Raw genomic sequence first — 25,778 nt, forward strand, 5'->3', positions numbered from 1 at the left:
CGAGCGCGACCACGGAGGCGGGGATCGCCCGGTCCCATGCCGAACCCGGCAGCTAAGCCCGCCATCGCCCGACGTACTGCGGTGTAGTCCGCGGAAGGCAGGGTCGTCGCGCTCGCGCGCGGCGCTTTCGCGCCGGAAAGGGATCCTTCGGGATCCCTTTCCTTATATACAGGCATAATGCGCCCGGACGATTCCGTCGTCTGGGCGTTCTTGCATCGGGCCGCGTGCAGGCTTGATACGCGGTCTGATTTTCATGCATCTTTCGCATCGCCTGCGTTAGACCGCTCAGCGTCATGCGTCATGCGTCATGCGTCATGCGTCGGTGGAGGATGGATACGTCGGGCCACCGCGTCCTCGCCGCGACGCGCGAGAAGCGTTTCCGCAAGATAGATAGGGGTTTCGGCATGGAAGAGCAGCGAGCCATAGAGCCAGGGCTCTATCGTCATTTCAAGGGCAATCGGTACGAGGTCATCGGCACGGCGCTTCATTCGGAAACCGAGGAAGAGCTCGTGGTATACCGCGCGCTCTATGGGTCGTACGGGCTCTGGGTGCGTCCTGCGGCGATGTTTCGAGAAAAGGTCGATAGGGCTAAGTATCCTGACGTGCAGCAGGAGTATCGCTTCGAGCGCATCGGCGACAGCCCGGTCGAAGCGCTTGGTTCGGCGTGTGAGGCCGACGACGGCGCCGAGGGCGCTTTCGCCGAAGGCGAGCTTGTCGAGGCGAAGCGCCAGATCGATTCCTTGCTCCATAAGCTTCGCAAGACCGCAGAAACGCTCGAGGCGAAAAGCGAACCCGCGCGTTACAAGTCGCAGATAACGCTTGCCCGTAGGCGCATCGAGGCGTTCGAGGTGGCGCGCACGCTCATCGACCGCGCCCAAAGATAGAAAATGCCGGTCCGCATCATGGCGGGCCGGCATTTTTCGTTTTCGATGGCGCCGAGGCGCGTTCGGGCGCGTCTAGTTGGCGAAGACGCCTTCGGTCCAGGCATCGATGTTCTCGACGCGGATGATGGAGGAAACCTCGCGAATGCCGTCAAGCGCCTCGAGAGTCGCTTCGGCTTTGCGGATGTCCTTTTCGAGGGCTTCGTGCGTGACGTAGATGAGCGTGCAGGTTTCGCCGTCCTCGCTTTCGGTCTGGCTGATGTGCGAGATGGAGATGCCGCACTCGGCGAAGGCGTTGGTGCATGCGGCAAGGGTGCCGAGCCTGTCTTCGACGGTCAGGCGCACGTAGTAGCGGGTTTTGAGCTCGTCGATGGGGCGGATGGGCATATTGCGGCCGAACGGCTCCTGCTCGGGCAACGGAGCGCCGCCCTTGGCGATGGGGTCGGCCAGGGCCATGATGTCGCCCACGACCGCGCTTGCGGTGGGGAAAGAGCCTGCGCCTGCGCCGTAGAGCATGGTTTCGCCCACAGCGTCGCCCACCACGAACACGGCGTTCATGGCACCGTCGACGCTAGCGAGCTGATGGCTGTTCGGAATCATCGTGGGATGCACGCGCACGTCGATGCCTGCATCGGTCTTGCGGGCGATGGCCAGAAGCTTGATGGTGTAGCCGAATTCGCGTGCCATTTCGATATCGGTGGCCGATACGTTGCGGATGCCCTGCATGAACACGTCGTCGGTGGTGACGCGCGTCTGGAAGCCGATCGACGAGAGGATGGCGATCTTGGAGGCGGCGTCGAAGCCGTCGACATCGGCGGTGGGGTCGGCTTCGGCATAGCCTGCTGCCTGCGCTGCGGAAAGGACTTCTTCGAACGAAAGGCCTTCATGCTGCATGCGTGAAAGGATGTAATTCGTGGTGCCGTTCATGATGCCGGCGATGGTGAGGATGTCGTTGCCCACCAGGTCGTGCTCGAGGGCGTGCACGACGGGGATGCCGCCTGCCGCCGCGGCTTCGCAGCGGATTTGCACGCCGCATTCGGCCGCGAGCGATGCGAGGTGCTCGACGTGGCGGCCCAGGAGGGCCTTGTTCGCCGACACGACATGCTTGCCGTTCTTGAAGGATTCTTCGAAGATCTCGGTTGCGGGATGCTCGCCTCCGACGAGTTCGATGACGATGTGGATGTCGGGATCGTTCACGACATCGTGCCAGTCGGGGGTGAAGACGCCCTCGGCGAGGCCGATGCGCTCCGCTTCCGCCTGGTCGCGGCTGCATGCGCGCTTGATGACCAGGTCGATGCCGTAGTGCTCGAGGTATTTGTCGTGGTGCTTCATGATGAGGCGGGCGACGCCGCCGCCGACGGTGCCGAGGCCGATGAGGCCGAGGTTCACGCTCTGCATACGCTTTACTCCTTCAATATGCATCGAAAAACGCGGGACGGGCCCGCGCATATTGTTGGGGGCATTGTAATGGATATGCGGGCCGGCGAGGGGCCTGATGCGCGAGAAGCGTGTAGTCGGCGAAGCGTTTTCGACGGAGGAGCCCTGAAACGAAAACAGGCCGCTTGAAGCGGCCTGTTCGAATTCGATGGTGCGGGTGAAAGGACTTGAACCTTCATGGGGTTAAAAAATTAAATGACCTGGGGAAATATGAGGAAAACTTGTACCAGGCTTATGAATGAACGGGATAATTCGGAATAGAAGTCCCTAACAATTCGTACCAGATTCGTACCAGGTTCGGGCGGTATGCACCAGATGGGCATACCGCCTTATTTTTTTGTCGGGCTTAGGCCGCGCTCGAAGCTTGCATGGACGTTCACTGAAACTTGCGCTGAATGGCGATGATGAATTAAAGCTTCATCATCGACGTAGTTTTACGGTCGTGTTGCATTCCTTGCAATATCCCATTCCAGGAGCGGAGGATTTGAGGTCAAGGATTGCTCCGCATTGCGGGCAAGCCCCTATCCTTTCCCCATCCAATCCTTCCCTCTCTTTATTCTCAAGTTCTCCATCTAAATTATCGGTCGCCCTTGACCTATTGAATGGGTCGCCGTCGCCCCATTCAATTGCCCCGTTGGATTCCATTGAATGTTCCTTCGATTTTTCCAAATAGTCGCCCTTTGACCTATTTGGGCTAGGCGTTGCATTGCTGCTCGTGGGCAAAATCGCCTGGTAAATTTCTTCGCTGAGGCTGAAAACGGTTCCGCCGTTTGTCCCCTTCCGCGAATTGATTTTGATTAGGCCGAGTTCCTTCAGAGCTAAAGCGGCGTTACGTGCTGCCTTGTACCCAACCTCCATTTTTTCCGCAATGTGTCCGTATGAAAGGCATATTCGGTTGTTGTGCATGTAGGATTGGGCATACAGGAAATAGAACAGGTTCGTCGCTGTTGGCGATTTGGTGTTTGCGCATAACATTGGGGCTACCAGGGCAACGGTGGAGGGGTGAAGCCTGCTCCACCCCTCGCTAGATCCGCCCATAATGGACTCCTCGCTTTCGGCGTTTCGGATAGGTGTTAGAATCCCGATTCAGGGAGGCGCCCTCCGCCTTGCATTTTTCTACGGTATCGCAGGCGGGGGCTCCCTTCTTTTCATTCATCGCAACCTCCCTCGCGGATGAAACGCTCCAGTTCCTGAGGCGCAACGCGCCATGCTGACCCGATTTTCACACCCTTGATTCTCCCTTCTCGGCAAAGCGTCCGTACCGTCTTGTCACAGACGCAGAGCACTTCTGCCGCCTGCTTGGGCGTGAGAAGGGGCCTGATGCCCATGCGCCCGCTTTTCGCGCTTTCTAGGACGTGCTGCGTGTAATTGAGCCCTGCCATTATCTTTCCTCGCTTTCCCCATTCGAGAAGGAGGGGTCTTTGCTCAGGAGGAAATAGAGCCCCACCCCGATTAGGTTGGTATTTCCTCGCGGGGTCAGATAGTCGGGGAATTCTTTCACAATCTTCAGGGCGGTCGGGCGAGATATGCCCATGAGCTCCTCGAATTGCCCCATGCTGAGCAGACCGGGCAGACCGTCGGGGTAGAGACGTGCGGCTACAGTTGTCGGGCTTTTCATAAGACTCCCTTCTCTTGTGCTTCGCGCCTTCTCTCGGCGCTTACCCAATTATTCTCATAAATCGCGAAATTTGCAATTCAATACGATCTAAGAACACGTTTAAAGATAATAGTTGATATAGCCTTCAAATATCATAAAATATGAGGATATTTGAAAGGAGGCAATGAAATGCCGAAATCTGAAGCAACCCTGCGTAATGAAATGCTGTTCGATTCCGAAATGCTTGGGATGAAGCTGAGGAGGGCGAGGCGCGACCTGGGATTGAGCACCACTGAAAGCGCGTCGGCGTATATTTTCGAAAAGACGGGCTACACGATTAGCAGTGATGCCGTGTACCGCATTGAGCGAGGAAAGCAGCCGCCCTCAACCCCTCAGTTCTTCGCGTTCTGCCTCGCGTATTTCGGGCGTCTGAATCGCGCGGTGGAAATCGACTCAATCATTGATGATTGCGCTTGCAAGGCGTGGCGCGAGAAGGATTATGCGACCGTTTACGGCGAGGCTAGCGAGCAGACGGGAGGGGATTCCGAGATTCCTGATTTATGCGTAGCTGGAGCGCCTATGCGCCCGCCTGTGGACGAGCCGTTGCCGTTCTAGCCCGTGCGAGGTTGTGCGATGGTGAAGATTAGAGGGAAGGGGACAATCGTTCCTCTTGAGAAGCCTGAGCGCAGGTGCCAAAGGTGGCAATTGCGCGTTTCCGTAGGACGAGACCCGATTACTGGAAAATACAAGACCAAAACTCGCCGTTTCGAAGGAAGCAAAACCGAGGCCCAGATGGAGCTCAGGGCGTTCATAAACGAGCTTGAGAGCGGAATCAGGACGGATACGACCGAAATGACGTTCGAGGCGTATGCCGAGCAGTGGCTGCGGGCGCGTGAGGCGTCGGGGCGGATTGCGCGGGGAACGCTGCGCAAGGATCGGCAGCGCGTGTCTTACTTGCTTCCGCTTATCGGCGGCATCCGTCTTCTTGACCTGAATGCTGAGGTGATCGAGCGGGCCATGCTCCGCTTGCTTGTGGGGGGAGGCAGGGAAGGGAGGCCGTTGAGCGGAACCACCGCGAACGGCGCGTTCGTCACGCTCAAGCAGGTGCTTGACGATGCCGTGCGTAAGGACGTGATGCCTCGCAACCCGTGCGAGAGGGCTATACCGCCCAGGAAGGATACGGCCGAGAAGGCGGCGCTTGGGAAAGCGCAGGCTCGGCGCCTCGCCCTCCTTCTTACGGAGGGACTTCCAGACGCTCGCCGCATGGGTGCCTTGTTGGCGCTTTGCTGCGGTCTCAGGAGGGGAGAGGTTCTTGGGCTTAGGTGGCAGGATGTTGATTTCGAATCGAGGGTTCTGCGCGTGTCCCACTCCCTCTCTGCCGATGGAAGGGAGCTCAAGGAGCCCAAAAGCGCGGCGGGGAAGCGGGCTATACCCATCGACGGGCCGTTGCTTGAACGCCTCAGGGAGTGGCGTGGCGTTCAGGGAAGGTATCTGGTGCCGTTGGGGGTCATGCCCGATGGGGGATGCCCAGTAGTGACCAGTTCAGAAGGAGGGACGATACACCCAGAGAATTACGGGCGATGGTGGAGGGCATGGGCGGATGAAAATGGATACCCAACCTTGTCTTTTCATCAGTTGCGGCACACCTATGCCACCATGCTTGTTGCCCAGGGTACGGATCTTGTCACGGCAAAGGGCTTGATGGGGCATTCGGACGCTTCGATGCTGACGAACGTTTACGCCCATCAGGTTGATGAGAACAGAATCCAGGCCGCACGGGGCATACAGGGAGAGCTTTTCCCTTCCATCGATTCGGTAATTGAGTTTCCAAGCGAGTCACAGAAAGAGGGATGCGGGGCGCGTTTTGTACCAGATTTGTACCAGAATGCCCCAGATACGAAAACAGGCCACATGCAAAATGCAATGTGGCCTGCGTAAATTCGATGGTGCGGGTGAAAGGACTTGAACCTTCATGGGGTTGCCCCCATACGGACCTGAACCGTACGCGTCTGCCAATTCCGCCACACCCGCGTGGCTTTGCAGCCTGCTTTCTTCTGTCGAAAGCGATTGGAAATATTACAGGAGTATGCCGACATGCGCAAGATGTTTTTGAAAATATTTTTCGATTTTCGAAAAATCGCATGCTGACGACAGCGGATGCGGCCGCTTCGGCCTTGTATCGTCGCGGGCGTGCGGGGCCTCTCGAAAAAAGAGCATCATGCTTCTTGCTACTATCGCACAGCGGTGTATGATAGCCCTCACGAAAGCGTCGAAGGAACCGCACGGCATAAGGCGATGCGGCGTCGGCGCCAAACGAACGAGATGGTATTCCATCGAGAGGAGAACCTCATGGGTCAGGCGACCGAAGTCAAGCTCTACAAGCGCGAAGGCGCGTACATTCCCCGCGTTGCTGCCGTGCACGATCTGTGCGGCTACGGAAAGTGTTCCCTGGGTGTGGCCATTCCAGTGCTTTCTGCGGCGGGGTGCGATGTGTGCCCTGTTCCGACCGGCTTGTTCTCGAGCCATACGGCGTTTCCCGGCTGGTATATGCATGACACCACCGAAGTGCTTCCCGATTATCTGAACGCCTGGAAGGGAATCGGCGTCGAAATAGACGCGGTGTATTCGGGCTTTCTTGGCGCGCCGGAGCAGGTCGACATCATCCGCGGCGTGTATGAGACCTATCCCGACGCGCTGCGCGTGGTCGACCCTGTGATGGCCGACCATGGCAAGGTCTATCCCACCTATACGCCTGAATTGTGCGACGCCATGGCCGCCCTGGCGTCCGATGCGGATATCTTGACGCCGAATCTCACCGAGGCCGCCATCATCTTGGGCGAGCCGATCGGCGACGCCTGGGGCGGTGTGGATATCTCCGACGCCGAAGCGGGCCGAATCGTCGACGCTCTGTTGGCGAAGGGCGCGAAAAACGTGGTTCTCAAGGGCATCCAGCGCGGTGACGGCGTGATTCGCAATTTTGTGGCGGGTCAGGATTTCGACATGTTCGAGGCTTCGAACGAATTCGTTCCCTACATGCTGCATGGCACGGGCGACTTGTACTGCAGTGCTCTTCTGGCCGCCGTCATGGCGGGCCGCACGATGGCCGAGGCTGTTCGTTTTGCGGGCGATTTGACGCACGACGCCATGCTCGTGTCCGCCCAGCAGCCTGATTTCCACGATCGCGGCGTGAGCTTCGAGCCCTTGCTGGGCCGCGTGGCGGCGCTTTTGGCATAAGGTCGCGTCCGTTATACGGAAAAGGCCGTGCTCCACAGGGGCACGGCCTTGTTGTTTCGTGGACGGCGATGCGGTCGACGGATTGTTTAGTCCTCGTCGTCGAAGAAGGTGAAATCATCGTCTTCGTCGTCGGCGGGGCCGCGGTCTTTGAAGGTGCGACGCGTCTTCCATTCCATGATCAGGCAGGCGATGACGGAGATGACGAGTCCGCCGCCGATCAGCAGTCCGATGCCGGCGAACGTCTCGAAGAAGAAGTGGTACAGCGATCCGAAATCCATGGCGTCTCTTTCTTAGGGCGGCGCCTGCATCGCGCGCCGCATGCGGGAGGCGGCTTCGCGCCGCGGTTTCTGTCGGCATGATTTTAGACGAAAAGCGCGCCGCCGCAAACCGCACGGCGGAAAGACTCCGTTTCGACAGGGGCTTTTCACTTTGTGGTCGCGATGAATAGGAAAGAGCATCGTGCGCGTCGCCCGGCCCCCGGGGTATACTGGTTCGATATTCGCAAAGTGTCGCGGTCTGCGGGAGCGCAGGCGGCGGATGCGTCGCTTTTCGGCGGTATCTGCGCGCGACCTGCGGCGGCGCGGTGGTGCGTCGTAACCGATCGGCTTGATAAGGAGCAAAGACATGCTGGACATCCGCTACGTTCGCGAGAATCAAGAAGCCGTCGCCCAGGCAATGGCGAATCGCAACTTCCCGTGGGATGCTGCGAAATTCTCAGAGCTGGATGAAAGGCGTCGTGCGGCCATCGCCGAAGAGGAGGCGCTCCAGGCCCGCCGCAACAAGGCCTCCAAGGAAATCGGCGCGCTGATGGGCAAAGGCGAGAAAGAAGCCGCCGAAGCCGCGAAAGAAGAGGTGCGTTCGATCAACGAGAAGCTCGAGGCCGCAAGCGCCGAGCGCGAAGCCATCGACGCCGAAATGAACGACATCCTGGTGGGCAGCCCGAACATCCCGTGCGATGCCACGCCCGTCGGCAAGGACGAGACCGAGAACCCGGAGCGTCGTCGCTGGGGCACCCCGCGCGATTTCGCCGCCGAAGGCTTCGACCCCAAGGCCCACTGGGACTTGGGCACCGATCTTGACATCCTCGACTTCGATCGCGGCAACAAGCTTTCCGGCAGCCGCTTCACCGTGCTGGGCGGCGCAGGCGCCCGCCTCGAGCGCGCTTTGATCAACTACTTCATCGATACCCATGTGAGCCGCGGCTTCAAGGAATGGTGGCCGCCCGTGGTGGTGAAGCGCCAGACCATGTTCGGCACCGGCCAGCTGCCCAAGTTCGAAGACGACGCCTACCATGTGGGCGAGGACCAGTTCCTCATTCCCACGGCCGAGGTCACGCTGACCAACCTGCATGCCGACGAGGTGCTCGACGCCTCCGAGCTGCCGAAGCGCTACACCGCGTTCACGCCGTGCTTCCGCGAAGAGGCGGGCTCTGCCGGCCGCGACACGCGCGGCATCATCCGCCAGCATCAGTTCGATAAGGTGGAAATGGTCAAGTTCGCCACGCCCGAGACGTCCGACGAAGAGCTCGAGAGCATGACGGCCGAGGCGGAATATCTGCTCCAGCAGCTCGAGCTTCCGTATCGCGTCATCAGCCTGTGCACGGGCGACCTGGGCTTTTCTGCCCGTCAGACCTATGACATCGAGGTCTGGCTGCCCAGCTACAACGATTACAAGGAAATTTCCAGCTGCTCGAACTGCGGCGATTTCCAGGCCCGTCGCGCGAACATCAAGTATCGCGACCCGGCCAACTTCAAGGGCTCCCGCTACGTCCACACGCTGAACGGCTCCGGTCTGCCGGCGGGTCGCACCATGGCGGCTATTCTCGAGAACTACCAGCAGCCCGACGGCACCATCAAGGTTCCCGCCGTCCTCGTTCCCTACATGGGCGGCCTGGAGTACATCACGCCCGAGGCGTAAGGCTTCTCGCCGATAAGGCGAAGTCGAGGAAGTAATCATGCGATGGGCGCTTCGGGCGTCCATCGTTTTATCGGGGCGCGCTTTGCGCGCATGCGGCAAGGAAGGTGCGGCGGTGCAAGAAGAAGAGCGCGAAAACGGTTCGCTTCCGGCGCCGCCTCCGCCTTATGAGCAGGTGGCGTCATGCGAACAGTCCGAAAGCCGTGCGTCTGACGCGGGTTCCGACGAGCCGCTGCTCGAGCGCGGCTCCGTTTCGGCGTGTCCCGTCGCGAAGCGCGGGCGCGCGATCGCCGAAGGCGAGAAGCCGCAGGCGAACGGCGACGACGACCGCAGGGCGAAGCTGCATCGCGGCGCCGTCGCGGCCGCCGTGGCGTGCGCGGCGGCGCTCGCCGTCGCGGTCGGGGCGTTGGTCGTCGGCCTGAACGACCGCCCCGAAGTCGACGAAGACCGTGTGATCGATTCCCGTCCCGCCGCGGCGTCGGCGAAAGCCGAGCCTTCGGCCGAGGCGTCCGAGGTCGAAGCGGCCCTTTTCGATCAGCTTTCCGCCCTCGTCGCCGACGAGGACGCGGCGCTGACCGGCTATGTCGAACGCTTCATGGCCGCCTACGATGCCGCGATCGACCCCGAATCGTCGTATCGATTCTGCGATCTGGGGATAACGCCTGAAGAGCTGGTCGACAAGCTGAAGGTCGGCCTTGCGTTCAGGATCGAAAGCGTCGACGTGTACGGCGGCAAGGCATGGGTCGAAGTGAGTGTTTCCTCGAAGAGCTTCTCCGAACAGGCGGACGCCTTCGCCGCGAAGGTCGCGGGAGCCGCGCTCGACCACGAAGACGCCGAAGCGTACAAGGCGTATTTGAAAGAGGCGCTGCTGGATTCCTTCGACGGCGTCAAGGTGCGTCCCGGCTCGGCGCTCGTGGTGGTCGACCGGGGCGAGGACGGTTGGGGCTTTTCGTCCGACGACGTGGCCTCGCTGCTCGGCGCGGCATGGTACGGGCGATAGCGGTCTGGGTATGCGAATGGAACGGGCGGAGTAGATATGACGTCATCGGACAAGCGTCCTTCGGTGAGAGATAAAAAGCGCGCCCAGGGGCGCCTCGCGCGCGAGGGCGAGGGCGCGGTCGCTTCCGGCATCGCTGAGCAGGGCGGCCTCGATCTGCCCGTCGTGCGGGAGGAATCGCCTCGTGCGGATGCGGCATGTGCGCCTGGCGTCGACCGGGACCCTTCGGGCGAGCAGGCTGCATCGTCGGGCTTTGCGCCGAAGCTTGCGAACCTGGCGTCGTTCGCGCGCAAGGGCGGCGACGCGTCCGGCTCCGATATCGCATCCGCCCCCTCGGCCCCGTTGCCGAAGGCGCCTCTCGGGGAAGAGCCTTCCGATTTCTTCGATTTGGGCGATTTCGACGACGCGGCTCCCGCGAAGCGCGGTATCCGTGCCCGCGCTGCCAAGAAGGGGCCGCATCGCGAATCCGACCGCACGCGCTCGAAAACCGAAGCGCCGCAGGCTTCTGCGGGCCTGCCGCCCGCGTTGGTGGATGATGCGGCGCCCGAATTTCCCGAAAGCCGCCGCAGCACGTCGCGCAAGGCGACCGAGCGCGAGAAGGCGATCGTGCGCGGCAGGAAACGCAAGGCGGCATGGGTCGTGGCGGCGTGCATCTTCCTTATTGCTGCGATCGTGAGCGGACTGCTGTTCTGGAATGCCTATCTGCGCTATGACGACGCCGCCGACATGCGGGGCGAATGGCAGGTGGCTGACGGGTCGATGACCGTGGTCATCGACGACTCTACGATCAAGATGCCCGATGCGCTCGAATATAGCTACGAGCTCGATATCTGGGAAAAGACCATTTCGTTCGCGTTTGACGACTTGAGCGGCACGGGGTCGTACCGTTTCTCGTCGGACCGCCGCGGCCTGGTGATCGAAGAAGGCGAAGACGGCGCTGCGGGCGTCGTGGCCTTGATCAAGGTGTCCGACGACGAAGCGGCCGAGCCCCACCGGGGCCCCGCCGCGCCCGCCGCCGAGGAGCAGGCTCCTGCCGACGGCGCGCCCGAAGCGGGCGACGCCTCTTCGACAGAGGGGGAGGCCTCCGATGGAGCGGCGTAGCGACATGCCGCAAGGCGGCATCGAGCGGGCGATTTCCATCGAGCACATGACGGTGCGCCCCGACCGCGTGATCGCCGACGTGCGCGTGGGCGACGAGCGTTTCGCCTACACCACGCCGACGCTGATCGCGGAGGCCTTGGGCCGTTTTCCCCATTTGCTGCGCCATACGTGCATCAACGATAAGGGACCCACGTTTTCGGCGGTGGCGAACAGCACGGCGCTTCCGCATCTGCTGGAGCATATGGTCATCGAAGAGCAGGTGCGCCTGGACGGCCGCGAAAGCGCGTCGTATGTGGGCAAGACGTCGTGGACCGACCGCCGCCGCCTGCGCGCCCGCGTCGAGGTGAGCTATGCGGACGACCTGGTGGCTCTTCAGGCGTTCAAGACCGCGCAGGAGTGGCTTGACGACGCGTTGTGCGACGCACGGCGATCAAGCGCGGCGCAACTGCGACGATACGCTGCCGATGCGGAAACGTAACGTCAACGAAAGCCCTGCGCACGGTTGAATCTTTTATAATGGCCGACAAAGAAAGGCTGCGCTCGACGTCCGCACATGGCGTCCGGCGCGAGATAGGAGGCTGCAATGGCTAAGAAATTCGGCGCATTCGTCATGGGCGGTTTGGTCGGTGCCGGCATCGCACTGCTGTGCGCTCCGCGCAAGGGCGTCGAGACCAGGGCTCTCGTCGCCGACAAGGCTTCGACCGCATTCGGCCAGGTCCAGTCGCTCGGCGGCCAGGCGGCCGAGCGCGGCCAGGAATTCTATAGCGAAGCCGTCGCTTCCGGCCAGCGCGCTTACGACCAGGCCGTCGCTGCAGGCCAGACGGTGTATACCGACGTCACGGCAATGGGCAGGCAGGCTTACGACGACGCCGCCCAGCGCGTGCAGGAAACCGCCCAGCGCGTCCAGAACACCGCAGAAACCGTGAAGCCCGCGTTCTCCGAGAAGAACGACGAGCTGCGCGCGAAGATCGACGCCGCCAGGGAGCGCATCGCGGCCCAGGTGGCCAAAAACGCCGAGGCCGCCCATGCCGTGGTGGCCGAGAAGGTTCCCGTGGCTGCCCAGAAGGTCAACGAAGTGGTCGACGCCGCCCAGCAGAAGGTGACGGCCGCTGCTGCGGCGATCGCCGGCTCCGAGGCCAAGGCGCCTGTTGCCGACGAGGCGGTCGAGGTTGCGGCCGAGCCCGTCGTGGAGGCGCAGGATGCAGAGCCTGTCGTCGAAGAAGCGGCAGAGAAGAAGGCCGAGCCCGCCCAGGCGGAAGCCAAGGCGGAATAGCAGCGCGTCGGCGCGCACGGATAGATTCGAGGGCCGGCTCAGCCGGCCCTCCTTGTGACGAGGGGTTTTCATGGCGCGAAAGAAAATGGTCACCAGCAACGACATGCACAAGATGCGCGTGTTCGGCGGCAAACGCCGCACGAAGCGCATCGGCAGGGTGAAGTCGTGCGTTTTCCATCCGACCGAGAAGCGTTGCGTCGGGTTCATGGTGAAACGCCCCGACCTGCTGTGGATGTTCCATCGAAAAGACCTGTTCATCGCCCTTGACGGCTTCGACTTGTCCGACGGCCGCATCGTGATCAAGGAAGAGGGCGAAACCACGGGTCCCGCCGCATGCCGCCGCATGGGCATCGATTGGGATTCGTGCGTCATCTGGGAGGGCATGCCCCTGATGACCGCCGACGGCACGGCGATCGGCTACGTCGGAAACATCTCGTTCTCGCTTAAAACGGGAGAAATCGAAAGCGTCGAGGCGTCCAACGGCGTCACGGCCAAATACCTGCTCGGCACGCTCGAAGTGCCCGCCGACCTGATCAAGGGCTTCAAGCGCGGCATGGGAGCGACGCTCGCGGTGAAAGAGGACACGCGCGAAGCGGGCCAGGCCGTCGAATTCAAGGGCGCCATCTTGGTGTCCGATTCGGTGTGGGAGCTTTCTCCCGAAGGCGGCTGGGCCGAGTCGGCGGGCGAGTTCACGGCCCGCGCCAAAGAGCGCGTCCATGAGGCGGCCGAAAAGGCCAAGCCGAAGGTGCAGGAAGTCACGCACGCGGCGGGCGAAGCCATCAACGAAGGCGCCTACGCCGTGGGCAAGCAGGTGGCGGCCAGCAAGGGCATGTTCTCGTCGTTCAAGGAAGAATACGACAAGGCGCGCCACGGAGAAGACGACGCGGCGCTCGACGCGGCCGACGATGCCGCCGAGGCATCCGTCGGTCAAGCCCCGGACGAAAACGGCGCTGACCGGTCCGAAGACGCCAGGTCGGGCGTGTCGGGCATGTTCGCATCGTTTAAAGAGGAATACGACAAGGCCCGCCATGCCGGCGAAGACGACGAGGCCCGTGCTGCGGCAGAGGCCGCCGACGACGGTGTCGACGACGTCGAATCCGACGAGCGCGAGGAGGCGGCGCCTGCCAAGAAGAAGGACGAGCCCGCGAAGAAGTCGTCGGTTTCCGGCATGTTCGCGGCTTTCAAAGAGGAGTACGACAAGGCGCGCTATGACGATGAGTAGGCGTGTTCTGCAATTCGAATCGATCGGTGGGTTTCGTGGTGAATGACACTGGCGCAACGGGAAAAATTCGTTCCGGAATAGAGCGGCTCGAAGAATACCGCGACGAGTTTTCGGAGCGTCGCGAGGAGCGCAGGGATGAATTCGAGGAGCGTTTCGAGGTCCCCGTTTCGACGAAGCCTGCGTTTTCGCGCCTCACTAAGGCCGACCTATTCAAGCTGGCGGGCCTGGCGGCGTTTTTCGTTTTGATGGCGATTGCCTGCGTGGCTATCGCCCCTATGATTGCCGAGTTGACCGAGCCGGGCGGTTTGGAACGCGTGGTCGAAGACGTGCAGAATGCCGGCGTGGGCGGCGTTTTCATGCTGCTGGGCTTCCAGTTCCTCCAGATCGTGGTTGCCTTCATCCCAGGCGAAGTGGTCCAGCTGGCAGCGGGCATGATGTACGGCCCGTGGGGCGGCGCGTTGATCGTGCTCGTGGGCTGCATCGTGTCGAGCGCGTTCATTTTCGTGGTGGTGCACAAGCTGGGCGCTCCGTTCGTGCATGCGATGATTCCTGAAAAATGGATGGCCAAGCTGGAGAAATTCGAACAGAGCGAAAAGCTCGACGTCATGGTGTTCGTGCTGTTCCTGATTCCCGGCCTGCCCAAGGACGTGTTCACCTACCTGGTGCCGCTTACGCACATGCGCATGCGGGATTTCTTGTTCCTGGCCAACGTGGGCCGCATCCCCGGCATCCTTATTTCGACGTTCGGCGCGGCGGGCCTGATCCAGGGCGACTACACCCAGAGCATCATCCTGTTCGCGATCGCGGCCGCGATCGCCATCGTGGCTCTGGTGATGCACGAGAAGATCTTGCACGGCCTTGCGGGCATGAAGCGTGCGACGAAGAAGGAGGGTTCCGCCGAATAGGAGGCGAAGCGGTCGTTTCGCCGGGTTCGCAAAGGCCGCAGCGTGCGGTTTCATATGCTTTCGAAGGCACGTCGGGGTTTACGGCGTGCCTTTCTCGTGGGTTTCGTCTTCCGCGCTTCGCAACACCGTTCGTCCCGCGAGCGATGCGCGATAATGCGATTCGACCGAAGAAGAGAAGGAGGCGCGCATGCGTTTCGTTTCGTGGAATGTGAACGGCCTGCGTGCCGTGGTGAAGAAGGGTTTCGAGGAGTCGATCGCAGGCCTCGATGCCGATATCGTGGCGCTGCAGGAGACGAAGCTGCAGGAAGGCCAGATAGACCTCGACCTTCCCGGATATCATCAGTTCTGGAGCTACGCCGAGCGCAAGGGTTATTCCGGCACTGCGGTGTTTTGCCGCGAACAGCCGCTTCGTGCGCTGCATGGCCTGGGCGTGTCCGAGCTCGATGACGAGGGCCGTATCGTCGCGCTCGAGTTTCCGACGTTCTGGTTCGTCGACGTGTACGCGCCGAACGCCCAGAACGAGCTGGCCCGCATCGACCACCGTATGGCATGGGACGATGCTTTCCGAAATTTCTGCAAGGGCCTCGAGGCGGGAACGGTTCCTGCCGGCGTGCCTATGCAGGAGCCGGCTATGGGCGAAGGCCATGTGTGCACCGCGGAGCTGTCGCGCACGTCAGGCCAAGAAAAGGCCGATCCCAAACCTGTTGTGATGTGTGGTGATTTCAACGTCGCCCACAACGAAATCGACCTGAAGAACCCCGGTCCCAATCGCGGGAATGCGGGCTTTTCCGACGAAGAGCGCGAGAAGTTCACGAACCTGCTGGAAGCGGGTTTCGTGGATACCTTCCGCATGCTCAACCCCGACCTCGCCGGTGCTTATTCCTGGTGGAGCTATCGCTTCAACGCGCGCAAGAACAATGCAGGGTGGCGTATCGACTATTTCCTGGTGAGCGAAGGCCTTCGCGACGCGGTGAGCGGCGCCTCCATACACGCGGATGTCATGGGAAGCGACCATTGTCCCGTGTCGGTCGAGCTTGACGTATAATCTGCGGATTGACTGCAATACGTTTTAGAAAGGCCCGTCGTGCAGACGAACATCGTCAAGAGAGAATGGTGTCAAGCGCTTAAGGCGCCGCTCACTGCGGTGTGCATCGTCATAGCCGCCATCGTGCTGTTCGTCATATGGCTGGGTATCGTCGTCATCGTCGTGAAGGCCTTGATAGGGTAGCGGGACATGTGGCAGAAATTCACCCTGTATGATTTTCGCGTCATCGCCCACTACCTCGGCGTTCTCGTGCTGTTTCTGGCGGTCGCCCAGTGCGTCCCCTTCGTCGTCGCGTGCCTTGTCGGCGAATGGTCGGCGGCGTCGCGTTACCTGCTGGGGGTCGGCATCGCGCTTATCGTGGGGTCGCTTTTGCGCATGTGCCTGGTGCAGCCGGGCAAGTTGTCGCCGAAGCACGCCTTGGCGGTGACCGGATTCGCGTGGCTCGTGCTTACGCTGCTCGGATCCGTTCCCATGGTGCTTTCCGGCCATTTCGGATCGTATCTCGATGCGGTGTTCGAATGCATGAGCGCATGGACTACGACAGGGGCGTCGGTTGCGCAGGACATCAACCACATGGCGATTGCGGACAACATGTGGCGTTTCACCATGCAATGCATCGGAGGCCAAGGCGTCGTCGTTATCGCTCTTTCATTGGGCCTGTTCGGCCGCGCGGTCGATTCCTCGTTGTATTCGTCCGAAGGCCGAAGCGAGCACGTGATTCCCAACATCATGCAGACCGCCCGCTTCATCGTGCGTTTTTCGGCGGCTTTCATCATCATCGGCACTGTGATGCTTTCGCTGCTGTGCTTTTTCATCGGCATGGAGCCCTTGCGCGCGTTTTTCAACGGTCTGTGGCTGTCGGTGGCGTCGTTCAACACGGGCGGCATGGCATCGATGAGCCCCGGCATCCTGTACTATCACAGCGGATTGATAGAGCTCGTGGTCATGGTCCTCATTCTGCTGGGTTCGATCAACTTCACGCTGCATAGCGAGGTATGGAAGGGCCGCATCGACCACTTTTTCAAAGACATCGAGATCCGTACGCTGGCTATCTGGCTTTCGATCGTGGTGGCGGCGTTCGTGGCGGCCCTGTGCACGGCGAACCTTTACGACGAGCTGCCCACGTTGTTGCGCCGCGGCGTGTTCACCGTGGTGGCGGCGTTTTCATCGACGGGATTCCAGACCATCAGCGTGAATCAGATGACCACGGTGGTTTCGAGCGGCGCGCTGCTCATCATCGTGTTCTGCATGGCCATCGGCGGATCGGCGGGTTCTACCACGGGCGGCATTAAGGTGATGCGCGTCGGTATTCTCGCTAAAGAATTGGTCGCGTACATCAAGGACCTCCTTGCGCCCGCGTCGGCGCGCCAGGTGGTCACCTACTACCATGTAGGCCGCCGTCCGCTCAACACCGATCTGGTGCGCGCGAACCTGGCGGTGTTCATGCTTTACGGCATCATGTTCCTCGTCACAACGATCGCCACCGTGGCGTACGGCTATGACGCCGCGACGTCGCTGTTCGAATCGGTTTCCATGGTGTCCAATATCGGCATGTCGAGCGGCATCATCCAGCCTGGCATGCCCGACATGCTCAAGCTGCTTTATATCTTCGACATGTGGGCGGGACGTTTGGAATACGTCACGCTGATCGCCTTGTTGGTGTCGATCGTCGCGTCGTTCAGGCCGCGAAGGAGGAGTCGCCGTGTCCGCTAGGTTCAGCAAGGCCGCTTGCGCCTGGGCGCTCTCTGTCGCTTTCGTCTTGGCGCTGTGCGCTGCTCCTGCGGCCTGGGCGGCCGAAGGCGACGGGTCGTCGAAGGACGGTTCGGTGGTTTCGGCCGGCGCCGAGGCGTCGGCCGGCGCGCCGCCCGGTTCCGAGCGGGCGGGCGAGGCCGCGCAGGGCCCGCAAGGAGAAGGCGAACAGGAAGAGGCGCCGGCGCCCCTCGATGCCGTAGGCAACGAAATCAACGACGGCCAGGTTTCAGACACGTCGTTTCTCTACGATGCCGCCATCGCCGATCTTGCCGGCGCCGATTCGTATTACAACGGGCAGATGGTCCAGGTGCGCGGCGAGGCGGTGGGCGAGGCCATCCGCATGGCGGGAGGCCCGTCCGACTTGGTGTGGGTGACGCTTGCCGACGTGGCGTCGAATTCGTCGGTGTCGGTGGTCATGCGCCAGGAAGACGCCGCCAAAATCGATACGTACGGCGCCTACGGCAAAACCGGTTCGTGGCTGCGCGTGCAAGGCGTGTTCGACCTGGCGTGCAGTGAACACGACGGTGAAAGCGACATTCATGCGACGTCGGTCGTCGTGGAAGACCAAGGGTTCGAGCATCCTGACGAATTCGACGTGCAGCTGTTCTTCCCGGGGCTTGCGGCCCTTGCAGTGGGCGCGTTTCTTATGGTGATGTTCTGGTACGTACGTGAAAGGTCGCGTTAATGCGGGGAATCGTGGTGAAGCTCGACCGAGGCTATCCTCTGGTCGAAACGAAGAACGGCGCTCGCTATCGGTGCGAGCATGCCACGGCGTTGGTGAAGGGCGCCGACGTGCGCGCGGCGTGCGGCGATGCGGTGGAGATATCGGTCCCGTCGGGCCATGACAAGGGCATAATCGAAGAGGTGCTGCCGCGTCGCAACGCCTTCGTGCGCAAAGACCCCACCGAGCGTATGGAGCAGCAGGTTTTGGCCGCAAACTTCGACAAGGTTTTCGTGGCCGAACCGTGTGCGAACCTCAACGTGCGCAGGCTCGAGCGCGAGCTGGTGCTGGCCCATGAAAGCGGTGCCGAGGTGTTGGTTCTGCTGACCAAGGCAGACCAGGCCGAAAGCGCCGAGGCTCTCGAACAGGTGCGCGGACTGGTTGAGCGCGTCGCGCAGGGCACGCGCGTGCTGGTTATTTCTTCTGAAGACCCCGAAAGCGTGGAGGCGGTGCGCGCCTGCATCGCCCCGGGCGAGATAGCCATTCTTTTGGGCAAAAGCGGCGTGGGCAAGTCGAGTTTGGTGAACCTGCTGGTGGGCGACGAGGTGCAGGCGACGGGCGCCGTGCGCGAAGGCGACGGCAAGGGCCGCCATACCACCGTGTCGCGCGAAATCGTGCGCATACCGGGCGCCGGCTGCGTGATCGACATGCCGGGCATCCGCGGCCTCGCCCTGTGGGATTCCGACGCCGGCATCGACGTGGCGTTTTCCGACATCGAAGAGCTCGCGCAGCACTGCCGCTTCTCCGATTGCCGCCACGGCGCCGAACCCGGATGCGCGGTGCGCGCCGCCGTGGAAGACGGCAGCCTGCCGGCCGAGCGCTTCGAGAGTTACATCCGCCTGCGCGACGAGGTGCAGACGGCCAAAAAGCGCGTTGAAGAGGCCAAGCGCATCAAATCGCGCACCGGCCATCCCCGCCGCTGGAAAGGCTAGTGCTTAAAGTTACCCTATGGTAATATCCAGTGCTTCCGAACGGAATAGAAGCCATGCGACCAGGCGACGCGTCTTGCACGAGGCGCATGTCGGCCGATGCGGCCGCGAAATCGAAAGAAGGTCTTGATGGAAATACTCATGCATGCGCTCGAGCATGCGTTTCTCGATACGCTGAAGCTCATTCCCTTCCTGTTCGTGACCTACCTGGCCATGGAGGCCCTCGAGTATCACGCGGGCAAGGCGAGCGAGGCCGCCGTGCGCAAGGCTGGCAAGGCGGGCCCTGCGATCGGCGCGCTTCTGGGCGTGGTTCCGCAGTGCGGCTTTTCCGCCGCCGCGTCGACGCTCTATGCCGCGCGCGTGGTCACGCTGGGCACGCTGTTCGCGGTGTTTCTTTCCACGAGCGATGAGATGCTGCCGATCCTGATCGCGGAACAGGCGCCGATCGCCCTGATCGCGAAGGTGTTGGTCATCAAGATGGTCGTGGGCATGATCGTCGGCTTCGCGGTGGACGCAGCGTTGCATCTCATGTGCCGCGACCGCGAGCGCCTGCGCATCCACGAGCTGTGCGAGCGCGACAAATGCCACTGCAACGGCGATTGCGCCGCGTGCGAGAAAGAGCCCGAGCTGGCCTACGATTACGAGCACGACGGGGAGCACGAGCATGACCACGCGGGCGTGTCCATCGCGAAAAGCGCCCTGAAGCACACCGTTCAGGTGACGCTGTTCATTTTCTTGATTACCTTGCTGCTCGAGGTGGTCATGGACGCCGTGGGCGAAGACGTCATCGCGTCGTTCATGGCGGGCAACCCGGGCCTGTCGGTGGTCGCGGCGTCGGTGGTCGGCCTGATCCCCAACTGCGCGGCGTCGGTGGCGATCACCGAGCTGTACCTGGACGGCACGCTGGGCGCGGGCGCCATGATGGGCGGCTTGCTGGTCAGCGCGGGCGTCGGCCTGCTGGTGCTGCTGCGCACGAACCGCCCGATGCGCGACAACCTGGCGATCGTGGCGGGCCTGTTGCTCGTCGGCATTGCCGTGGGCGGTGTCATGACGGCTTTCGGCGTGACGCTGTAGGCGCGGCCGTTTGACGCTTCTTGCGCCGGCGCGGTACAATCGCACTCGTTAAGCCTCCTTCATCACCGGGTGAAGGAAGAAAGGCGTCTGAACTCTGCCGTAGGTACGGCGCTTCTTCCGAGGCGCTATAAGGCTGGGTTCGGGCGCCTTTCGTCTTTTCCGGACCCGATCGCCGCGCGGCGGGCGGGCGGAAGGAATACGACCGAAAGGATGCACCCATGGCGACACTCGATGCAGGAATGACCCGCGAGGCGGCTTTCGCGCTGCTCGGCGAGCACAACAAGGACCCGTTCCATATCGAGCACGGCGAAACGGTCGAGCAGACCATGCGCTATTTCGCGCGCGAATTCGATCCCGAAAACGAGGAGTTCTGGGGCATTGTGGGCCTTCTGCACGACCTCGATTGGGAAGAGCATGACGACGAGCCCGAGATGCATACGCTCTACGCTACGCCGCTGATCGAGGCCGCAGGCGGCACGCCCGAGCTGGTTCGCGCAATTCAGAGCCATACGTCCGACTACAACACGGAGCTTCCTCGCCCCGAGCTGCAGATGGAGAAGATTCTGTTCGCCACCGAGGAACTGACGGGCCTGATCGGCGCCGCCGTGGTCATGCGCCCCTCGAAGAGCGTGATGGATTTCGAGGTGAAGTCGCTGAAGAAGAAGTTCAAGGACAAGCGCTTCGCCGCAGGCGTGAGCCGCGAGGTGATCCGCTCCGGCGCCGAGATGCTGGGCTGGGAGCTCGACGAGCTGTTCGATCGCACTATCAAGGCCATGCAGAGCTTCGCCCCCGACCGCGACACCTTCGTCGCCGCCGAGGCGTAAGGGGATCCGCGGGCGCGCGGCGCGAAAAAGCGGCCGGCGTCGTGCGCGGGCCGCTCGTTCGACCATCGTATTATCGGGCCGGGCGCGTCTTTCGAGGCGCGCCCGGCTTTTCGCTTCCATGCGGCCGCGGGCCGTTTCCCGCGCAGGCTATTCCTTCGACGCGGGCGGGTTCGGCTTGCTCGTGCTGCCCGGTTCGCGATGAGGGGCGTAGCCGCCTGTTATTTGGGAGGGCTTGTTCAACGACGAAGAAGCGCCCGCGTTGATGCTTTGCGCCATGCGGGCCTGGGCTTCGGCGCGCAGCTTGATGCGGTGCGCGGCCTTTTCGTGGTGCGGCAGCTGCGGTTCGGGGGAGGAGACGATCCTGCGGTCGACCGCGTTGCGCACGACCTTCTTGACGGGGCGCGCCGCCACGTGGGCCACCTTCTTGACGGGTACGATCACCTTGTCGCTGTAGTCTTGGGCGGGCTTGGTGCGCCAGCCGAAGAACTCGGAGGCGTACCTGATCGCCATGACCAGCACGACACAGGTGATGGCCGCGTAATCGCCCAGCACGTCGTTTTGCTTCATGAGCGCGAAGGCGGTCGATCCGAAAAGCGACGCCGTGCCGTACAGCGTGCCCGCTTGAAACGCCACGGGCCGCTGCGCCATGAGGATGTCGCGGCTGATGCCGCCGCCTACGGCGGTGATCGTGCCCAAGATGATCGACGGAATGACGCCTAGGCCCGCCGACAGGCTCTTGCCCACCGACACCACGGCCCACAGGCCGACCGACAGGTTGTCCAGGAAGTCCATCACCCAGTCGAAGGCGTCGGCGAGCTTGTGGAAGTAGAACACGAGGCCGCCTGCCACCGCGCATGCCAGAAGCAGGATGGGGTGCTGGAATGCGTAGATGCCGTAGTCTTGCAGCAGGATGTCGCGGATAATGCCGCCGCCGAGCCCGGTGACGCAGGCGAGCACCGTGGTGCCGAAGATGTCGTATTGCGCGCGCACGCCGGCGATGGCGCCCGCGAGCGCGCCGGTGATGGTGCCGGCGAATTCGATCCAGAAGGGTATGGCAAGAACGCTTTCGAGCATGGCGGACGACGCTCCGGTTTCTTTCGAGAGAGGGGTTATGCCGCCGAAAGGCAGGCTTTTATAGTATACGAGCACGCCGCTTGTCGGCGTGCTCGCGATTCGGAGCGGTTAGATGTCAGAGCCGTCGGCCCGGTCGGCTTCGTCGTCGACCAGCTGTGCGGCAAGCTGGGCCGCGCCGTCTTGCTCGACGCGTACGAAGCTCGCGCCCGAAACCGCGTCGGCCTCTTCGACGGGCTCGCCGCTGAAGTCGACGCCGCCCGTCATGGCGCGGGCCTGCGCCAAATCGAACCCGTCGGTGAAAAACGCTTCGAGCGATCGTCCCGCGCGCGTCTGGGCCGCCTCGAAGATGTCCCAGAATCCGTCGGTGCGCTGCTCGCCTGTGAACGGATTTTCCCAGCCCTGGTGCAGGCGGTTGTCGAAATCGCTCACGAGCGCGGGGTTGTCACGATGCGCCATGGACTTGTAGAACGAGTAATTGCGTTGCAGCATGCGCGTTTCGACCGTGTTGGCCACTGCATGCATGACGTTGCGCGGCGAATAGAAGAGCTTCTGGACGGTGCGGAAATTCTTCACCGCCGCGGGGAACATGTCGACGGGCGGGAAGATGCGCAGCGCCTTCATGCAGAAGAACGCGTACATCTTGCCGATGACGGCTAGTACTTCGTCGCTTCCGTGAAGCACTTCCACGTAGGGCTTGTAGTCGGCGATGGTGCATCCGAGCTTGGTATAGAGCACCATTTCGTCGAATTCGCGCTCGATTTCGGCATGCACTTCGTTGCCGTCTTTGCGCGTGAGGCCTTCGATGCCCGCGTCGCACAGGGCGAACTGCTGCTGATAGACCAGCGGGTGCATGGAGCTGTCCAGGGTGTAGTGGCAGAGAAAGCCCGCCGCGTAGGCGCGGCCCACCGGCACCTCGTCGGGTTCGAGCACTTCGAGGCTTTCCTTGACGGCGCATAGGAGCCGAGCGGGCTCGGCGCGGTGCATTTCGCTTCCCAGCAGGAAAAACGGCCTCATGCGAAGGGTGAGGACCAGGTAGAACAAGGGGTCGGGTCCCTGGTTGCCGAGCAGGAACGCGTCGCGTTCGTCTTGCGATGATCCGATCAGGTCGGAGTGCGCGGCGTAGACGTCCTTGCCGAAGAAATCATGGGTCATGATGGCTGGCATGGCTGCCTCCTTAGGCATGTGCATGGTGCGCCGGTTCCGTTATTTTGCGCCGATTTGACGGGGCGCGGGCCGGAAACGGCATTCGTCTCGGGGCTCATGATATACAATTGCGCCGATGTTTCCTTCGTTGCCCCGCAAAGTCTACGGACATTTTGCAAGACGGCGTTTCCGCTGTTCGCATATGGTTCGTTCCGTCCGCCTGCGCGGGCGCGCGTTCGCGCGAAGGAAGCCGCGAAGCTCCCTTTTCCCGTCGTCGCGTGCCGCGCGGCTGCGGCAAAGGGGAGCCGATTCATGTATGGGCGGCATGGTCGCGTTCGCGCCGGCCCGTGTCTCGCGAGAAGGAAGAAGGTCCATGGCAATCGGCAAACTTACGAAGCAGGAGAAGAGCTGGATCATGTACGACGTGGGCAATTCGGCCTTCGTCCTGTTGTCCACCGCGCTCATCCCCGTGTATTTCAGCTCCATCGCGACCGGCAGCGTGGTGGTGGCGTGGGGTTACGCCGAAACCATCGCGTCGCTCGTGATCGCGCTGACCATGCCCGTCCTGGGCAGCCTGGCCGATTTGCGCCACATGAAGAAGAAGTTCCTCGTGGGCACGGTGGGAACGGGCGCTTTGGCCTGCTGCGCGCTGGGTTTCGCCACCGATGCGCTGCCGTTTCTGCTGATCTACATCGTGGCGTCCATCATGCTGAATTCGTCGATGGTGTTCTATGACGCGCTGCTCGTGGACGCCACCACCGACGAGCGCTACGACGAAGTGTCCAGCCAGGGCTACGCCTGGGGCTACATCGGCAGCTGCATCCCGTTCATCGCGTGCCTCGCCGTGGTGCTCGGCGGCGGCGCGATCGGCATCGATATCGCGCTCGGCATGAAGATCGCCTTCTTCATCACGGCGGCGTGGTGGGTGGCTTTCACCATTCCCGTGTTCAAGAACGTGCACCAGACCCACTTCAAAGACCGCTCCGCCCACGTGGTGCGCGATGCGTTTTCGGGCCTGCTGGGAACGGTCAAGCGCATGTGGCGCACCAAATCGCTGCGCTATTTCATGCTCGCGTATTTCTTCTACATCGACGGCGTGCACACCATCATCAAGCTGTCCACGAGCTACGGCACCGATTTGGGCATCGACGCCACGCAGCTGGTGCTGGCGCTGCTGGTGACGCAGTTCGTGGCGTTTCCTTCGGCCATTATCTACGGCCGCTTGGGCGCCAAGGTGGGCACGAAGAAGATGCTGCTCGTGGGCGTGTTCGCTTATATGTGCATCACGCTGTTCGGCGCGTTCTTCCTGAAAAGCGCCGTGGAATTCTGGATCCTGGCGGTCATGGTGGGCCTGTTCCAGGGCGGCATCCAGGCGCTTTCGCGCTCCGAGTTCGGCAAGCTCGTTCCCAAGGAGCACGCCAACGAATACTTCGGCTTCTTCGATATCTTCGGCAAGTACGCGGCCGTCATGGGAACGTTTTTGGTCAGTGTCATCACGCAGGTCACGGGCCAGTCGAACTGGGGCGTGTTCTCCCTGGTCGTGTTGTTCATCGTGGGCTTCGTCCTTCTGCGCAAGGTGCCCGACAACGCCTAGCGTCCGGCCCTTCGCGAAACGCGGCGCGCCGCTTTCGGCAGCGTGTCGCCGGCATATCCGTTACGAAACGGCAGCGATTGAAAGGTCGCTGCCGTTTTCGTTATAGGATGGCACCGAACCAAGACGAAATGCGGGCGCTGAAACGGAAGGAGCGCGCCATGGCAGACACCGATAAGAAAAACCTGTCGCCTGCCGACGAAATAGAAGAACTGAAACGGCAGATGGAAGCGATGCATGCCCGTCTGATGGAGCTGAGCGCCGTGATGGCGCAGGATGCGCAGGACCAGCGTGTCGACGAAAGGGCCGTGGCGGACGAAGGCGTCCGCGCGCAGGAGCCCTCGGCCGCAGAAAGTCTGGCCGCTGATGCGGCCGCGCCGTCGGCCTTTGCGGCGGATGCCGCCGATGCGGCGGTCGTGATTGAGCCGGTGGCGGCCCCCGAGCCTGCGGCCCCGGCTTCCGAGGCGGCGCAGCCGTATGCGGCCTACGTTCCGCCTTCGGCGCCTGCTTCTTATGCGGCTTCGCAGCCTGCAGATTCCGGCGCCCCCACGCCGCCGCCCGCCTACGATGCCTCGGCCGCGAACGCTTCGCACGCCGCGGCGTCGGGGGTCGAATACGGCCAGCCCACGGGCCAGCAGGCGTATCAAAGCAACGGCTACGCGGGAGGCTACGGCGCATCGGCCCAGACGCCCTACAGTCCTTACGGCCAGTACTACCAGCAGCCCGTGGTGCGCACGAAAGACCACGTGGCCGCGGGCTTGCTCGGCATTTTCCTGGGCACGTTCGGCATCCATAAGTTCTATCTGGGCTACAACACGTCGGGCTTCATCATGCTGGGCGTGGCCATCCTGGGCGGCCTGCTTTCGCTGGGCCTGGCCACGGGCGTGGTGTGGCTGATCGGCTTGATCGAGGGCATCATTTACCTGGTGAAAGGCCAGGTTGAATTCGAGCAGGCCTACGTATTCGGCAAACGCGAGTGGTTCTAGCGCCTGCGCGCGACCTCGCGGCACAAAAAGGGCCTGGCGCTTTTTCGCGTTGGGCCCTTTCGTTCGTCATGGGGAAGG

The 25,778-nt window shown here is 62.1% G+C and carries 27 protein-coding genes, 1 tRNA gene and 1 rRNA gene; 21 read left to right on the forward strand and 8 right to left on the reverse strand.

What is annotated here, in order from left to right:
- The first annotated feature begins 1 nt into the window (after position 1).
- Positions 2-115 (forward strand): 5S ribosomal RNA (rrf, locus tag DMP07_RS07620).
- 214 nt (positions 116-329) lie between these two features.
- A complete protein-coding gene (locus DMP07_RS09015) occupies positions 330-884 on the forward strand; it encodes a DUF1653 domain-containing protein (RefSeq protein WP_244594941.1) in 555 nt (184 codons plus the stop codon).
- A gap of 72 nt (positions 885-956) precedes the next feature.
- On the opposite strand, the gene DMP07_RS07630 is transcribed toward DMP07_RS09015, so the two are convergent.
- The 4 genes from DMP07_RS07630 to DMP07_RS07640 form a co-directional block, all read right to left on the reverse strand.
- Positions 957-2,279, reverse strand: a complete 1,323-nt coding sequence (locus DMP07_RS07630) for a homoserine dehydrogenase (RefSeq protein WP_123198560.1) — start codon at positions 2,277-2,279, stop codon at positions 957-959.
- A gap of 459 nt (positions 2,280-2,738) precedes the next feature.
- The gene (locus DMP07_RS08715; protein ID WP_148039657.1) at positions 2,739-3,356 is read right to left on the reverse strand and encodes a hypothetical protein; all 618 of its coding nucleotides are present in this window, start codon (positions 3,354-3,356) and stop codon (positions 2,739-2,741) included.
- Positions 3,357-3,466: 110 nt separating this feature from the next.
- The gene (locus DMP07_RS07635) at positions 3,467-3,700 is read right to left on the reverse strand and encodes a helix-turn-helix domain-containing protein (protein WP_123198561.1); all 234 of its coding nucleotides are present in this window, start codon (positions 3,698-3,700) and stop codon (positions 3,467-3,469) included.
- Positions 3,700-3,936 carry a hypothetical protein gene (locus DMP07_RS07640; protein ID WP_123198562.1) on the reverse strand — a complete coding sequence of 79 codons (237 nt, stop codon included), beginning with the start codon at positions 3,934-3,936 and terminating at the stop codon, positions 3,700-3,702. Before DMP07_RS07640 ends, DMP07_RS07635 begins: the two co-directional genes overlap by 1 nt.
- 168 nt (positions 3,937-4,104) lie before the next feature.
- Between DMP07_RS07640 and DMP07_RS07645 the strand changes: the two genes are divergently transcribed.
- Both DMP07_RS07645 and DMP07_RS07650 read left to right on the forward strand, forming a co-directional pair.
- Positions 4,105-4,530 (forward strand): helix-turn-helix domain-containing protein, encoded by a 426-nt coding sequence (locus DMP07_RS07645; protein ID WP_123198563.1) that lies wholly within the window; start codon positions 4,105-4,107, stop codon positions 4,528-4,530.
- An 18-nt stretch (positions 4,531-4,548) separates the two neighbouring features.
- Complete coding sequence (locus tag DMP07_RS07650; RefSeq protein WP_123198564.1) at positions 4,549-5,853, forward strand: site-specific integrase; 1,305 nt, start codon at positions 4,549-4,551, stop codon at positions 5,851-5,853.
- 6 nt (positions 5,854-5,859) lie between these two features.
- Here DMP07_RS07650 and DMP07_RS07655 read toward each other — a convergent pair.
- Positions 5,860-5,946: transfer RNA gene (locus DMP07_RS07655), tRNA-Leu, on the reverse strand.
- 318 nt (positions 5,947-6,264) lie between these two features.
- Here DMP07_RS07655 and DMP07_RS07660 point away from each other — a divergent pair.
- Positions 6,265-7,149 carry a PfkB family carbohydrate kinase gene (locus tag DMP07_RS07660; protein WP_123198565.1) on the forward strand — a complete coding sequence of 295 codons (885 nt, stop codon included), beginning with the start codon at positions 6,265-6,267 and terminating at the stop codon, positions 7,147-7,149.
- Between the two features lie 86 nt (positions 7,150-7,235).
- Here the strand turns inward: DMP07_RS07660 and DMP07_RS07665 are convergent, their stop codons facing one another.
- Positions 7,236-7,427 (reverse strand): DUF6724 family protein, encoded by a 192-nt coding sequence (locus tag DMP07_RS07665; protein WP_123198566.1) that lies wholly within the window; start codon positions 7,425-7,427, stop codon positions 7,236-7,238.
- A 346-nt stretch (positions 7,428-7,773) separates the two neighbouring features.
- Between DMP07_RS07665 and serS the strand changes: the two genes are divergently transcribed.
- From serS to DMP07_RS07730, 14 genes are all read left to right on the forward strand, one after another.
- Positions 7,774-9,066 (forward strand): serine--tRNA ligase, encoded by a 1,293-nt coding sequence (gene serS, locus DMP07_RS07670; RefSeq protein WP_123198567.1) that lies wholly within the window; start codon positions 7,774-7,776, stop codon positions 9,064-9,066.
- Positions 9,067-9,238: 172 nt separating this feature from the next.
- The gene (locus DMP07_RS07675) at positions 9,239-10,063 is read left to right on the forward strand and encodes a hypothetical protein (RefSeq protein WP_211324545.1); all 825 of its coding nucleotides are present in this window, start codon (positions 9,239-9,241) and stop codon (positions 10,061-10,063) included.
- A gap of 36 nt (positions 10,064-10,099) precedes the next feature.
- Positions 10,100-11,161, forward strand: a complete 1,062-nt coding sequence (locus DMP07_RS07680; RefSeq protein WP_123198569.1) for a hypothetical protein — start codon at positions 10,100-10,102, stop codon at positions 11,159-11,161.
- The gene (locus tag DMP07_RS07685; RefSeq protein WP_211324546.1) at positions 11,148-11,639 is read left to right on the forward strand and encodes a cyanophycin synthetase family protein; all 492 of its coding nucleotides are present in this window, start codon (positions 11,148-11,150) and stop codon (positions 11,637-11,639) included. Before DMP07_RS07680 ends, DMP07_RS07685 begins: the two co-directional genes overlap by 14 nt.
- A 105-nt stretch (positions 11,640-11,744) precedes the next feature.
- Positions 11,745-12,434, forward strand: a complete 690-nt coding sequence (locus DMP07_RS07690; protein WP_123198570.1) for a YtxH domain-containing protein — start codon at positions 11,745-11,747, stop codon at positions 12,432-12,434.
- Between the two features lie 70 nt (positions 12,435-12,504).
- Positions 12,505-13,656: a PRC-barrel domain-containing protein gene (locus DMP07_RS07695; RefSeq protein ID WP_123198571.1), complete on the forward strand. Its 1,152-nt coding sequence runs from the start codon at positions 12,505-12,507 to the stop codon at positions 13,654-13,656.
- 38 nt (positions 13,657-13,694) lie between these two features.
- Positions 13,695-14,561 carry a TVP38/TMEM64 family protein gene (locus DMP07_RS07700; protein ID WP_244594944.1) on the forward strand — a complete coding sequence of 289 codons (867 nt, stop codon included), beginning with the start codon at positions 13,695-13,697 and terminating at the stop codon, positions 14,559-14,561.
- A gap of 187 nt (positions 14,562-14,748) precedes the next feature.
- Positions 14,749-15,606, forward strand: a complete 858-nt coding sequence (locus DMP07_RS07705; RefSeq protein WP_123198572.1) for an exodeoxyribonuclease III — start codon at positions 14,749-14,751, stop codon at positions 15,604-15,606.
- Positions 15,607-15,645: 39 nt separating this feature from the next.
- Positions 15,646-15,789 carry a hypothetical protein gene (locus tag DMP07_RS08770; protein ID WP_161957057.1) on the forward strand — a complete coding sequence of 48 codons (144 nt, stop codon included), beginning with the start codon at positions 15,646-15,648 and terminating at the stop codon, positions 15,787-15,789.
- 6 nt (positions 15,790-15,795) lie between these two features.
- Positions 15,796-17,319: a TrkH family potassium uptake protein gene (locus DMP07_RS07710; RefSeq protein ID WP_123198573.1), complete on the forward strand. Its 1,524-nt coding sequence runs from the start codon at positions 15,796-15,798 to the stop codon at positions 17,317-17,319.
- Positions 17,309-18,043 (forward strand): hypothetical protein, encoded by a 735-nt coding sequence (locus DMP07_RS07715; RefSeq protein ID WP_123198574.1) that lies wholly within the window; start codon positions 17,309-17,311, stop codon positions 18,041-18,043. The genes DMP07_RS07710 and DMP07_RS07715 overlap by 11 nt, the downstream gene beginning before the upstream one ends.
- Positions 18,043-19,011 carry a ribosome small subunit-dependent GTPase A gene (gene rsgA, locus DMP07_RS07720; protein ID WP_123198575.1) on the forward strand — a complete coding sequence of 323 codons (969 nt, stop codon included), beginning with the start codon at positions 18,043-18,045 and terminating at the stop codon, positions 19,009-19,011. Before DMP07_RS07715 ends, rsgA begins: the two co-directional genes overlap by 1 nt.
- Positions 19,012-19,137: 126 nt before the next feature.
- Complete coding sequence (locus DMP07_RS07725; RefSeq protein WP_244594945.1) at positions 19,138-20,082, forward strand: putative manganese transporter; 945 nt, start codon at positions 19,138-19,140, stop codon at positions 20,080-20,082.
- Between the two features lie 218 nt (positions 20,083-20,300).
- Positions 20,301-20,906 carry an HD family phosphohydrolase gene (locus DMP07_RS07730; RefSeq protein ID WP_123198576.1) on the forward strand — a complete coding sequence of 202 codons (606 nt, stop codon included), beginning with the start codon at positions 20,301-20,303 and terminating at the stop codon, positions 20,904-20,906.
- 147 nt (positions 20,907-21,053) lie between these two features.
- Here DMP07_RS07730 and DMP07_RS07735 read toward each other — a convergent pair whose 3' ends face one another.
- Together DMP07_RS07735 and DMP07_RS07740 are read right to left on the reverse strand one after the other, a co-directional pair.
- A complete protein-coding gene (locus tag DMP07_RS07735) occupies positions 21,054-21,980 on the reverse strand; it encodes a trimeric intracellular cation channel family protein (RefSeq protein WP_123198577.1) in 927 nt (308 codons plus the stop codon).
- Positions 21,981-22,088: 108 nt separating this feature from the next.
- Positions 22,089-23,144, reverse strand: a complete 1,056-nt coding sequence (locus DMP07_RS07740; protein ID WP_123198578.1) for a peptidase — start codon at positions 23,142-23,144, stop codon at positions 22,089-22,091.
- A 352-nt stretch (positions 23,145-23,496) separates the two neighbouring features.
- Between DMP07_RS07740 and DMP07_RS07745 the strand changes: the two genes are divergently transcribed.
- Positions 23,497-24,717 (forward strand): MFS transporter, encoded by a 1,221-nt coding sequence (locus DMP07_RS07745; protein WP_123198579.1) that lies wholly within the window; start codon positions 23,497-23,499, stop codon positions 24,715-24,717.
- Between the two features lie 158 nt (positions 24,718-24,875).
- A complete protein-coding gene (locus DMP07_RS07750; RefSeq protein WP_211324547.1) occupies positions 24,876-25,700 on the forward strand; it encodes a TM2 domain-containing protein in 825 nt (274 codons plus the stop codon).
- The last annotated feature ends 78 nt before the right edge of the window (positions 25,701-25,778 follow it).

Source organism: Slackia faecicanis, from assembly GCF_003725295.1.
Taxonomy (GTDB): Bacteria; Actinomycetota; Coriobacteriia; order Coriobacteriales; family Eggerthellaceae; genus Slackia; species Slackia faecicanis.